This is a genomic window from Veillonella magna DSM 19857 (assembly GCF_000428745.1).
In the GTDB taxonomy this organism is placed as follows: Bacteria; Bacillota; Negativicutes; order Veillonellales; family Veillonellaceae; genus Veillonella_A; species Veillonella_A magna.
On sequence record NZ_AUAN01000008.1, the window covers coordinates 43,719 to 55,988 of the forward strand.

A 12,270-nucleotide genomic window follows, 5' to 3' on the forward strand; every position below is an offset into this window, starting at 1 on the left:
GCCGGTTGTTATGGTTACATGAGGTGTGGAGTCAATTGCTGACTTCACGCCTTTTTTGTTTCCTATGCTATAATAAACGAGAGAACATAATGTATATCATATAATTTTCATAGTTATCATATATACTACATAGTAGCAATATACAGACAGGAGGACATATGAAGCACTGGCGACATTGGTTATTTGGCGGTATGACAATAGCTGCTTGCTGTTGGGCTCATCTCGTAGCCGAGGCGGCAGATATTACGGCATTAACAGCCATAGACAATGTAGGACATACACGTTTGGTTATGGATATGGATGGTTTACCGGATACATATAGTACGGCGTATCACGGCGACACACATACAATGACCATACATTTACATGATACATCGAATAAGGTGACTTCTCCCATGGAACGTCGTGGACAGGGAGAAGGTGTACTCAAAGGTATTCGCTTGCAACCGGAATCCGGCGGCACGGCAATCGAGATGCAAGCAGACAGAAGTATAAAACATCATATTATTACGCTGGCCAATCCTGATCGGATGATAGTGGATTTATTTACGGATTACGATCAAAAGTTGGTTCGTCATCTTACGGACGGCGTGGCTTTGACAAAATGGCACACCAGCTCGGATGAAGGACGGGTGGAAGCAAGCGTTGTGACAGTCACGGCGGACACACCGTTTCGGTCGGAAACCGTTGTGCCGGCAAAATCATTGCAACAGGTGGCGGCCGCTAAGCCGCAGGTTGTAGTGGTGCGAGGCGATGGCCAAGCGATGACAACACCGCAGCCGGTATATATCGGGGCCAAGGCAGCGTTATCGGCAGGCAGCCAAGCGGTGACAACCGGTGCGCTAAAGGAAAACGACCTAAGACCACAGGCGGAGCTTTGCTTTACACCGGGCAGCGGCTACAGCATACATAGTGAAGAGCCGGTACTGCATGCACGAATCAATGGCATGGAATATACGATTAACGGAATCAACCGAGAACGGCATGAAAACGAACTGATTGCGTATACTGTAGATAACGGACCGTCGACGGGAACCAATCAATATGGTTTTGAAGTGGCCGTAAAAAATAACATTGTCATTGGTGCCTACAAGCAAAATGCGCCGCTGACTCCCGGCAGCATCGTACTGTCCGGACACGGCGACAAAGCAAAATTGTTGGAGTCGGTCTTGGTAGGGATGCCTTTAGTGATTACCAAGCAAGCGCCGATAGCAACGGTTGGGCCCGCCGGTTCACGATGGTATCGTGGCGGTACAGCGGTACTGGAAAACGGACGCATTATGGCGAAGGGACCGGATATACTGCAAGCGCGTACCCTGTTAGGCACAGTCGGTGACGGCAGCCTATTGGTTATGGCCGTAGACCGTCATGTCAACTCGGTAGGTGTTACGGCAGCGGAAGGGGCGGAACTGTTGCGCTCGCTGGGAGCGGTGAACGCTATGGAACTCATCGGTCAGGGCGCAGTCGATATATTCGGTGACGGCGCCTATGTACATGAATACGTTGCCAATCAGCCGACGGAATACCAAGAGGTGCTTACCGTTGGCTAAGGATAGTTTCTTCTATTGAAAAATAATTTTGTATGATATAATGAGAACAAAGGAGGAGGTATTTATGAAAAAAAGAGTACTCGCATTACTGCCGGTGGCACTTAGCTTTGCTATATTAGCCGGAAGTGCATCTGTGGCCTCCGCAGCAAATGTAAATCAAGAAACAGTATTAACCGGTAAGGTTGTTTCCGCCGTTTCCGTGGGCACGTCCGTACAGGAAGGTGACACACTGGTGACGGTACAGACAATTACAGGTCCTATGGTAGCGGCTCGTTCTAATGTAGACGGTGTAGTTACCCAGGTAAATGTAAAAGCAAATGATTCGATACAGCGCGGCCAAGTGGTTGCGGTTGTCGATGGTAAGTAGAGAGGAGATTTGAATGAAGTCATTTCGTTCAATGCGTCGGTACGGGAAAGGCGTACTGGCGCTCCTTTTTTGTTGGTCTGTAACCGCAGGTGCCGAGGCGATAGACTTTATGCCTGTGGACTCGGTGCATACCGGCATGGAAGGATATGCAAAAACAGTAGTAGACGGTGATGCCATTACCAGCTTTAATGTGAAAGTGCTGGGCGTTATGAAAGATAGAGGCCCATCCGGCGATTTGATTCTTGCCAAATTTTCCGGACCGGTGATTGATCAAACCGGCGGCATTGTTCACGGCATGAGTGGCAGTCCCGTGTATCTAGACGGTAAACTGGCCGGAGCGGTAGCCTACGGATGGGGCTTTGCCGATGGAACTATCGGCATGATTACACCGATTGCGGATATGGTATCGCTGTGGAACATTCCCTATGAAAAGCAAGTTGCCAATCCGTGGCGCGATGAACGATTAATCCCCTTAGGAACGCCGCTTATGGCGTACGGCTTTGATAAAACATCGTTAGATTATATGAAATCAAAATTGCCGGAGTACGGTTACAGCACTTACGATACGGCAGCTGCAGACGGTGACGGTGTAAAGAAACCGCTGGAAGCAGGCGGATCCGTAGCGGCCTTGCTGGTATCCGGCGATATGAAGCTGGGAGCCATCGGTACAGTTACCTATGTAGACAACGATCATATCGTGGCCTTTGGACATCCCTTCTTAAAACGCGGAAGTGTTGACTACTTCATGCACAATGCTCATATTTTTACGGTAGTAAAAAGTGTGGACTCCGGATTTAAATTGGGGTCCATGGGAGCCGAAGTGGGATCGGTTACGGAAGACCGCGGTGCCGGCATTGCCGGTAAGGAAGGTGTCGTAGCCAAAGGGATTCCTCTTACCGTCGATGTGCGCGACCTCGACACGGGAAAATCGCGCCGGTCGGTACTGAAAGTCATTGAGGCCAACGAGATGACACCGGCCTTGGCAGCTACATCTCTGTACAGCCTTATGAACAAAACAGTAGACCGCAGCGGTGAAGGATCGGCGACGGTTAACGTGCGCATTACGCCGCGAGATGCCACCATCGAACCGTTGGAGCGTCGCAATATGTTTTACTCTTCCGAATCCATTACGCTAAAAGGTGTGGATGAGTTTTATAATCTGCTGGATGTGCTGATGAATAATCGCTTTAAGGCGTATGAAATTGCAGATATCGCCGTACAGGCGGACGTAACCAAGGATACGAAGACGGCTGTTATCGGTGATGCAACCTTATCGCCGGGCGTGGCTTCGCCGGGAGATACCATTGTGGTTAATGTAAAGCTGCAGCCATTTAGAGGCGAGCCGGTGGAAAAAGAAATTTTTTACACCATTCCCAAGGATCAGCCGCTGGGCAAGGCAACGCTGGAAGTGCGCGGCGGTGGCGTAGTGCCGCTTCCGTATTTATTGGAGAAGCAGAAATATAATTTGACGGACGAAATTATTCGTCGCTTAAAAACCTATAAAGATTTTGATGAATTCTATAATGACTTGCGCAAGACGGACACGAACAATCAGTTGGTGGTAGAAATTTTGCAGGATGGCGTCAGCATGGTTGATGACGGCAGTGATAGCAACGGCAAGAAAGCGAAGATTGAAGACATCGAAGAAACTCCGTTACCGGGCGACGTGAAAAAGCCAAAAGCCAAGACGGATGTGTCTGACGTACTGGGGGACGATAAGGAACCGCAGGAAGCAAAAGTGGACACGGAATACGTTATCCGCGGCGATGGACAATTTGTGTTACACATTATGTCCCCCGCAGACCGTGATAAAGAATTGGCCAAGCGTAAGAAGGAACATCAGAAGGATGTCATGCAGGCAGTAAAGGAAGCAGTACAGGAAGCAAAGGATAAAGAGAAAATAAAAACTGTAGCAGAAAAATAACCTAATGCGTTATTTTTCTTACGCCGTTAGTAGTATGCGATTTGAAATACTTATGAGAAAATTATACTAACGGATGAGGCAGGTTGGTTCTAATGAACTGACCTGCCTTTTTTGCATACAGAATACATGAAGAGAAGATGAAATTTATTGGTGAAGTAGGTAGTATGCCTTTAGTAATCATGATAAAATGAAATTATAAAAATGATAAAAACACATATATAGTCGTTTGTCAAAAAGGTGAAAACAATATAATAGGGGGGATCTTACGAATATAGATGGAGTAGATAGCCAACATTGGTAGCTGAATTATTATATAGGACAAAGGGGTGTCCGTTTAGTTTGCTATAATGCAATCAACAAAGAAGGGAGGCAAACCGAATGGGCGTAAGCGATGCAAAACGATATAGGTTGTTGGATATATTTTTTCGAGCTATGCGAGGTGAAGACATAGTAGTACATAGCTTAGCACAGGACTATGGTGTTACTTCGAAGAGTATTTCTCGCGACATTAGTGATATACGAAATTTTTTAGCTGAGAATCGAGATCTGGTAGATAATGTCGAATTGAAATATATGGCAAAGACAAAATCACATCGATTGGAGTTTAATAATTTTTTACTCAGCAAGGAACTTTTGGCAATCATTAAGATACTTATCGGTAGTCGTGCCTTTAGTCATACGGAGTTACTGGAAATCATTGGAAAGCTCAAGCACTTTACGACAGTAAGTGATCGTAAGTTGTTGGAAGAAATTATTCTAAAAGAAATCTTTCACTATAACGAGGTCAATCATGATTGTAAAAGTGTTATTGATACGCTGTGGCAGTTGACGCGATGTATTTATGATAAGAGGGAAATAACGATTAGCTATTATAAAATGCAGCGAGAAAAAGTGGAACGCAGGCTTAGACCGATTGCGGTGATGTTCTCGGAATATTATTTCTATCTTATCGGCTACCGATGTGATACCGAGGACTGGATGCCATTGTTTTATCGCATTGATCGTATTGTGGATATTGTGGAACATCGACAATTTTTTACATTGCCAAGAGAACGTACCTTTGATGAGGGCGAGCTACGTAATAAGATACAATTTATGTTTTCCGGAAAGCAAAGAAAAATTAAATTTTCTTATACAGGCCCTTCGGTACAAGCCATACTCGACCGCTTGGCTACGGCGCGTGTTGTTGATAAGGATGGGGATACAAGTATTATTGAAGCAGAAACTATCGGATCCGGTATCATCATGTACCTATTGGCACAGGGGACTAAGGTGAAGGCGTTAGAACCACCGGAATTTGTGGAGGAAATGAAAGAAGAGATTAGGAAGCTCAGTGCTATGTATGAGGAGGGGGAATAATGAGTGAAGAGAAGGAAAGAAAATATGATTATGAGAAGATTGGCGCAATTGTAGAAAGCTCTGAAAAGATGAAAGCTAACGATGATCTGGGGATAACAAAAGAATATTCTAAAACCAATAGAGATGTTCTTTGGGATTCTACTAAAAGGAAGAAAGAATTTAAAGAAAAAATATTTGGTGAGAAAAAAGTATATCATGACCCTTTAAGTAATAAGGTATTGCATAAAAGTCAAGCAGCTGCGCAACGAAAATACAAGATGAAAGCACCTGATGGTAAAAACAAATCAACAGCATGGGCTAGTCATACGGCGGAAACAGATCATATTAATGCCTTAAAAGATACGCATGATATAGTTAAATATAATCCATTTTTATCAGATAAAGACTTTAGAGAGGTTATGAATTCCGATAGTAATTATCGAATTCTATCAAAAAAAGATAATACATCAAAGGGGGATAAGAGTGATTGGCAGTTAATTTTTGATTCTCATTCAGATATGTCTTTAAAGTCTCGGGGGATTATGGCCAGAGAAAAAGTAAAGGCAGACGTTAGCATTGCAACACAGTTTACATTACGAACTGCAGAAAATATTGGTCAAGAGTTTAGCCATGGTGTGGTCTCGGCATTAGGGGCAAGCAAGGGCCCATTGTCTATTGCAGCAGCGAAAGAACTTAGAATGATAATGTCAGGAGAAAAAACATTGAAAGAAGGTGTAGCAGATTTCTCAAAACTTTCCGTAGAAGTAGCTGTTGTTGGTGGTGCTCAAAAAGTTGCACTTACGGGTGTGCAAGGATTGGTAAAGTTATCTGATAATCCTATAATCAATAAAATCATTGCGAATAATGGCCCTGCAAAAATTATAGCCTTGGGATATTTAGTAAAGGACTCAGCAGTTCGTTTAATTAATGGGGAGATTGGTATTAGAGAGTTTGTTCAGGAAGTAGGTGTATCAGGAACCATGGTTGCTGGAGCTATGGTAGGTAGCTCTCTGGGAGCAGAAATAGGTGCTACATTAGGAAGTATGGTCGGAACTATCTTATTGCCTGGTTTAGGAACAGTTACCGGAGGTACTATAGGAACATTGGCAGGAGAGGTGATAGGGGCAGTATTGGCTTCTGTGGTTTGTGGGGCTATATCAACAGTATATATGGCAGTTCAAGAAGCAAAAGCATACAAACATAAAGAAGCGGCTATCAGAAAAGTTGCTGATGAAGCTATGAAAGTGATGACTCAACAGAGAGAACGCTTTATTTATTTAGTAAAAGCTGATAATGAAAAATTTGATTGTACAGTGTCTAAGGGATTTTCATTGCTTATGGATGGAGTGACAGGTGAAAATACAGATTTTAATAAGGTAAATGAAGGTTTGAATGTACTTCTTAGTTTAGTAGGTGGAAAAGTATTGTTTGAGTCTATTGAGGAGTATGAACGGCGGTTAGATACTGCTTTAGAGTTATCCTTTTAAAAAAAGGGGGGGTTCTATGTTAACAGAAATATTGGTTACCGGTATGGTTATTAAAGGAATACGAGATATTAACACATCTTGTAATTTAGATGAAGAAGCAAGACAAAAATATATGAAAGCGTTTAAAAGATCAGCAGAAGCAGAAAACGCATTAGAAAAAAAGAGAGAAAAACTAGAAAAACGTTTAAAAAATGTGATTCGAAAAAAGGAAGCGATTATCGAGTATACTGTACCAGAATTTAGTGAGGTATATGGAGTTATACAAAAAGTAAATATTAAAAATACTAATAATACTAATAATAACTTGCCGATATTAACTATATCTGACATTCAAGAAATTAATAACTTAAACTCTATGAGTATATCACTCACGAAAGGAGTTTCTGATATGGCGGCTTTAGGTGAACTTCTATTATATGGAAGTGGAGCTATGGTTAAAGATTCAGAACGATATCTTTCAGCAGCTCGTAGCCAAAACAGAATGGCGAATGTAGCTTGTGAACAGGCTAAAAATATGGAGACTGTATTAGATGCCATTATTAGTCGGGCTGATCGTATTGCTAATCTATTGGTAGGATTAAATCAACTATTTACCTTGTCGATAGAAGAAGCTAAGCGGATTATAAGTAACAATGGAACAGATGTTCAGCAATATAATGACTATGATAAACATGTTCTTATGACATGTGTTAATATTGCAAAAGCGGTAGCAGACAGTATAAAAATTCCAGTATTAGATAAAAATGGGAAAGTTGCAAAAGAAGCTCTTTGTATGATTAAAACGGGAGAGGTTTATCTTAGTAAGTTAAAAGAGCTCAATCAATTTTTATAAGACTATATAGGAGGAGTATTATGCAGTATATTAAGGTAAACGAGAGATGCAATGGATGTGGGCTATGCTTTCAACTGAATATGTATATTCAAGAAAACGATGATGGTAATGCGGAGCCTATCTACGGCGTGGCAATAAAAAATGTAGATAAAGAGAGAGTGAAAAAGGTAGTGTCCTCTTGTCCGACAAAAGCACTGTTAATTGAAAATAAACAGATAACAACTAAAAAAGGTCACGAGGGTATTCGTGAAATTATTGATGATTTAAATTTATGGATAGAAAAACAAAGCGTTACTATGCTTGATAGAGGTGTATTTGGACCACCCGATAAAGAAGAGGTAGAGTCACTAGCGCGATCATTATCAAATGAATGCATGTATAGAGGTACGCGTAGGCAAACGTCAGAAAGTAAGGCAAGATCGAATGCTAAAGAATGCTTTGAACGCTATTGTTATTCAGAAAATGCTTGGCGTAATGTGGTGAGAAAAGTTTTGGTTGACTATACTGTAAAACATATGAAACCATATTATACGCGTGAAGATAGTAATGAATCAGCATATTATATATATAATATTTCAGCTAGAAAAAAACTGGGTGAGACGTATGAAGAAATTAAAAATATACTTCCGGATAATGAGTTGACAAAAGAATGGCAAGAATTTTCTTGTTATCCAGATAAATATATAGTTCAGAGTGTAGAAGACTTTAATTTTTGGAAGGGCGATGTAAGCGTAATGTCTGAAGTGAAAGGGTGGCTTTCAGATAAAAGTTATTACTTATCAGACTTAGAAGTAGATGGATATTCGGACGGAGGATTTTTTAGTCGAAAAGGAACTTATTGGGCATTCTATGGATCGGGTGTCGATGAGTTTTGTACTGATTTAGCAGATGCCATCATGTCTCTTTTTAAATATGATTTAGAACCAGAAGAAAAGGTTAACAGCCTCTTGAAAATATATGAAACACAATTTAAGAATGAGCTACAAAAAAAAGCTAAGGAATTAGAAAGATTGTTATGAATAGGTAGTTGTAATCAATTAAAAGATTATAGTGGATAGTATCTATTTTTAAAGGAGTATGAAAAATACTGAAGGAGCTACAATTAGAGTTGTGGCTCCTTTGGTATTTTCTACAGTAATCATGTGGAGCAAGGGAGAAGCGATGGATGTGAAAAATAATAAAAGAAAGTGTTAGATATTATGGAAGGGGGAGAAATTAGTAGGAATATCGACAGACTTATCCCTGTTAATATAATTTTTTTTATGACACAATTAAACTAAATATAATAAGAAGTGTTAACGAGCGACAATGAATAAGCCTTTATAAAAATAAACTTACAGGGATAATTTAATTTATTAAGGGGAGGGCTATACGTGGAAAAGGTTTGTAAATCATGTGGATATAAAAATGATGAAGATAGTAAATTTTGTGTAATGTGTGGCAAAAAATTTTCGGAAGAAGATGATTTAAAAATACATACAAATGATATGGAGAAATCCATGATAGACAACCAAGTACCTATTAGGGAGGACTGTATAGCAGTTAGTAGTGAACAAAATGAGATAACAGTGAAAGACGAATATAATCTATATGATATATTGACTAAGCGGAATGATGTTATTTATGGCATTGAATTTTTAAAGGAAGAAGCAAAAGAAGGTGTAATATCCTTTGAACAGATACTGGCGTTATGCATAGTATATGATAAATGTATGTCACTTTATCATTCAATAAGTAGAAATTTTTTGACAGAAGAAGAAAAAAATAATCTTGAGAATCAAAAGGTGTTAGTACAAACGAGATATGAAGAGGTTGCATATTATGTTTCGAGTTTGTCTTCACGAAATACGTTAAAAGCTATTGCTCGCTCTGATCATATTAATAAAAATGATGAAGATGATTTAAATATTAAGGATTGTTATATATTTCTAGATACGTTTAATCGTCTAAATTATTACCCGAAAAAAGAGAAGACTATTTTAATCCAGCGATTAAATTCTTATGTGAAATTTTTTAAAAATGAATATCTTAATATCATACGGAGTAGCTATTTTAAGCTAATATTGATTATCTGCGGCAGAGTATTACTTATGTCTTGCTTAGTGGCGTTTGTTATAAATATTTTAGATGCAAAACAAGTAGAAGGGTTCTTAATAATGTCGGGGTTTATTATGTACCTTTATGACTCTTTTAAAAGCTTTGGAGTATTAAACGGTATACGAATATTTCTAGGAGAACCTATAGAAGACAAAATTATTCTTGCAGCTCTAGGATGGAAGGAAGTGAAAATTACGAATAAAGGTGCCCATTTATTGTAGTCTTCTATAAGTAAGATATGGATTTTTAATATAATCTATTTTATTCAATATATGGTATGGAGAGTTATTCTTATAATGGTTGCTTATTATGAAAGGTGGAGGTAATTATGTGGAAAGTCATAGGGGTTATTCTGCTTTTGTTGGCAGCGGTATCCAGTTATAAAACGGATACGTATAAATTTAGTTCGGTCATGAAGGATCCACCGTTTACTATTGTTCAAAATGAGTTGCAGGAAGACTGGGCAGGGAATCAAACTGTGTATGTAGTGTTGCACAACAATACGAAAGAGAATTTAAAGAGTGTTAAGGTAACGGCAGAATTGTATGCCGAAAATGGTGCGAAGGTATCGGATCTTAACTTGTACGCTGAGAACATTAGAGTAAATCAAAATTTTGTACTGAGTCGATTGGTACTCGATAATAATGTGGAAAGTTATCGGCTCATCTCAGCAGAATATGAAAGGAAGTAAATAATTTTACCGGGACACCACTGTGTCGGCCTGCTTGTATACAATACTAATATGAACTATGTATGAATAAACAAAGTGATACAACATCATAGATTGGGGACAAGGACTATTTAGTAAGATTACCGACGTAGTTATCAATGTTGACTAACTTGATTTTATGTCACAATTAAATAGTAAAGATTAGTGAGTAGAAAGAAGGCTTGTGAAGGTGGTAAAACGTATTGACAGTAATAGTAATAAAGAAATATTATTTCGACAGATTGGGGCTAAGATCACCTATTATAGAAAGGCACAGCAGCTGACACAAGAACAATTAGCGGCACGTGTCAACGTCAGTACGAATACTATCGGACGAATCGAGCGCGGCAAGTATAATAACAATATATCGCTTTCTTTATTATTGGACATAGCCGTTGGTCTGGGCATAGAGGCGTATGTACTGTTGATGTTTACGGAAGAGGAAAAGCGTGTATGGCATGGTGGTGACTAACAGAACCGATAGAAGAATGCTGTGAGATATAGATAGCTACAACAGAATGACAGCTGTTGTAGCTTCTTTTTATATAAAAATTTTACAGGGACAGATGGATGTCCTTATAACATAGTAGAATATGAGCGAGGAGGGATTAGTATGGCAAAGTTTTGTAAACAATGTGGCGCACCGTTAGAGGTGAATCAAAAGTTTTGTAGCGAGTGCGGTTCCAAGGTGTTAACAGAAGAGCTTCAGGAGAGGTCACTGTCTAAATTTGAAACGTTTAAGAAAGGAATCCAATCCATTTCCATAATAGAGAAGTGGCAGCAGTGGCCTAAAAAGAAAAAGTGGATTGCTGTTATAGCGGTGGTAGCGGTGCTCGGCGGTGGTATTGGCGGAGGCTCCTATTATATGCATGTGAAGCAGTTGGAAGCAGAGGCAGCCTTGGCGGCACAAGAAGAAGCAGCTAAAGCAGAAGAAGCTAGGAAGGCAGAAGAGGCTAAGAAAGCCGAGGAGGCCAAAAAGGCGGAAGAAGCAAAAAAAGAACAGGAGTCAAAGCTAGCGGAAGCACAACGAATAGCAGCTACGGGAGCGCAAACACCGGCAGAGGTGCAAGTAGAACTGGGCCTTTGGGAAATTCCGGGAAAGGTAGTAGCTACTACGTTAGGGCTTAGCCCAGATGGTTACTTGGCACTACTGCAGCGAGGAAACACATATGTATATGCTTTTGTTGATCACAAGGCGCATCGTGCCGGGAAAATTAGTTTTGATTCGACCGAAGAGTTTTATGGTATACTCACAGGGCCTAGTGGTAGATCCAAACGACTTGTATTTAGATTAAGGATACACGGTGATGCGGAAGGTGCCGATAGTAAGTTAGGTACTTGGGGAGGTAATGGCGAACATGATTTTAAGGTGTGTGCTTTTTATGATAGAAACAGTGATGGCAGCCGTGTCTTGAAAAGTTATTTTAGTGCCAGAGGAGCCAATCCGGATCGATTCCATGCGTATATTAATGAGAAAAAGAATGTTGATCTGGCTCGGTTAGTTGTTTCTCAAATACGACCGCTGTTTTTAGAGGCGGATAGAAATGGAATTAAATTGTAGAAAGGAGCATATCATGGCGGTAAAGAATTTTTTAGTGACTGGATGGAGTGACGGCTATCATTTGGTAAGAAATAATAAAAGGTGGGCCATGTCATACTTGGCAATGGCACTTGTTTGGTCTGTAGTGATAGCCGTGATGTTGGTGATGCCAAGCGAAGGATGCATGGGTGTACTTCAGCAGATGATGGCAGTAGCAGATGCGTATGTAGGTGTTAGTATCATTGGCGTGATGTCCACGGCTTTTATGATAGGCATGAGTTTGTATGGCTTGATTACGTATGATGCATCTCGGTAGGCGATAGTTAGGTAAGGCAAGTTGTAGAAGCTGAGGCGAAAATATATTCCCCACTTTAGATAAACAGTGTAGAAAAAATAAGTAGATAGGATTATAATGGACAAGTATGT

At 40.2% G+C, this 12,270-nt stretch carries 12 protein-coding genes; all 12 read left to right on the top strand.

Going from position 1 to position 12,270, the window contains the following annotated elements:
- The first annotated feature begins 158 nt into the window (after positions 1–158).
- The 12 genes from G344_RS0103650 (at position 159) to G344_RS0103705 (ending at position 12,160) form a co-directional block, all read left to right on the top strand.
- Entirely contained in the window at positions 159–1,550 is a 1,392-nt protein-coding gene (locus G344_RS0103650; RefSeq protein WP_028255012.1) for a phosphodiester glycosidase family protein, read from the top strand.
- A gap of 64 nt (positions 1,551–1,614) precedes the next feature.
- Positions 1,615–1,917, top strand: coding sequence for a DUF2118 domain-containing protein (locus G344_RS0103655; RefSeq protein WP_028255013.1), 303 nt, complete (start codon positions 1,615–1,617; stop codon positions 1,915–1,917).
- A 13-nt stretch (positions 1,918–1,930) separates the two neighbouring features.
- The gene (locus G344_RS0103660; protein WP_028255014.1) at positions 1,931–3,841 is read left to right on the top strand and encodes a SpoIVB peptidase S55 domain-containing protein; all 1,911 of its coding nucleotides are present in this window, start codon (positions 1,931–1,933) and stop codon (positions 3,839–3,841) included.
- A gap of 378 nt (positions 3,842–4,219) precedes the next feature.
- Positions 4,220–5,200: a helix-turn-helix transcriptional regulator gene (locus tag G344_RS10600; protein ID WP_051245728.1), complete on the top strand. Its 981-nt coding sequence runs from the start codon at positions 4,220–4,222 to the stop codon at positions 5,198–5,200.
- Entirely contained in the window at positions 5,200–6,666 is a 1,467-nt protein-coding gene (locus tag G344_RS10605) for a hypothetical protein (RefSeq protein ID WP_038154883.1), read from the top strand. The genes G344_RS10600 and G344_RS10605 overlap by 1 nt, the downstream gene beginning before the upstream one ends.
- Positions 6,667–6,682: 16 nt before the next feature.
- Complete coding sequence (locus G344_RS0103675; RefSeq protein WP_028255015.1) at positions 6,683–7,498, top strand: hypothetical protein; 816 nt, start codon at positions 6,683–6,685, stop codon at positions 7,496–7,498.
- Positions 7,499–7,518: 20 nt separating this feature from the next.
- Positions 7,519–8,517, top strand: coding sequence for a ferredoxin (locus G344_RS0103680; protein ID WP_028255016.1), 999 nt, complete (start codon positions 7,519–7,521; stop codon positions 8,515–8,517).
- A gap of 354 nt (positions 8,518–8,871) precedes the next feature.
- Positions 8,872–9,816, top strand: coding sequence for a zinc ribbon domain-containing protein (locus G344_RS0103685; RefSeq protein WP_028255017.1), 945 nt, complete (start codon positions 8,872–8,874; stop codon positions 9,814–9,816).
- Between the two features lie 107 nt (positions 9,817–9,923).
- A complete protein-coding gene (locus G344_RS0103690; RefSeq protein WP_028255018.1) occupies positions 9,924–10,286 on the top strand; it encodes a hypothetical protein in 363 nt (120 codons plus the stop codon).
- Positions 10,287–10,494: 208 nt separating this feature from the next.
- Positions 10,495–10,776: a helix-turn-helix domain-containing protein gene (locus G344_RS0103695; RefSeq protein ID WP_244869486.1), complete on the top strand. Its 282-nt coding sequence runs from the start codon at positions 10,495–10,497 to the stop codon at positions 10,774–10,776.
- Between the two features lie 141 nt (positions 10,777–10,917).
- Complete coding sequence (locus G344_RS0103700; protein ID WP_028255020.1) at positions 10,918–11,865, top strand: zinc-ribbon domain-containing protein; 948 nt, start codon at positions 10,918–10,920, stop codon at positions 11,863–11,865.
- 13 nt (positions 11,866–11,878) lie between these two features.
- Positions 11,879–12,160: a hypothetical protein gene (locus G344_RS0103705; RefSeq protein ID WP_028255021.1), complete on the top strand. Its 282-nt coding sequence runs from the start codon at positions 11,879–11,881 to the stop codon at positions 12,158–12,160.
- Positions 12,161–12,270 lie beyond the last annotated feature (110 nt).

Bases quoted from the DNA above. Each gene is read 5' to 3' on its own strand.
- G344_RS0103650 (WP_028255012.1), top strand. From the start codon at position 159: ATGAAGCACTGGCGACATTGGTTATTTGGCGGTATGACAATAGCTGCT.
- G344_RS0103705 (WP_028255021.1), top strand. From the start codon at position 11,879: ATGGCGGTAAAGAATTTTTTAGTGACTGGATGGAGTGACGGCTATCAT.
- G344_RS0103690 (WP_028255018.1), top strand. From the start codon at position 9,924: ATGTGGAAAGTCATAGGGGTTATTCTGCTTTTGTTGGCAGCGGTATCC.
- G344_RS0103675 (WP_028255015.1), top strand. From the start codon at position 6,683: ATGTTAACAGAAATATTGGTTACCGGTATGGTTATTAAAGGAATACGA.
- G344_RS10600 (WP_051245728.1), top strand. From the start codon at position 4,220: ATGGGCGTAAGCGATGCAAAACGATATAGGTTGTTGGATATATTTTTT.
- G344_RS0103655 (WP_028255013.1), top strand. From the start codon at position 1,615: ATGAAAAAAAGAGTACTCGCATTACTGCCGGTGGCACTTAGCTTTGCT.
- G344_RS0103660 (WP_028255014.1), top strand. From the start codon at position 1,931: ATGAAGTCATTTCGTTCAATGCGTCGGTACGGGAAAGGCGTACTGGCG.
- G344_RS0103700 (WP_028255020.1), top strand. From the start codon at position 10,918: ATGGCAAAGTTTTGTAAACAATGTGGCGCACCGTTAGAGGTGAATCAA.
- G344_RS10605 (WP_038154883.1), top strand. From the start codon at position 5,200: ATGAGTGAAGAGAAGGAAAGAAAATATGATTATGAGAAGATTGGCGCA.
- G344_RS0103680 (WP_028255016.1), top strand. From the start codon at position 7,519: ATGCAGTATATTAAGGTAAACGAGAGATGCAATGGATGTGGGCTATGC.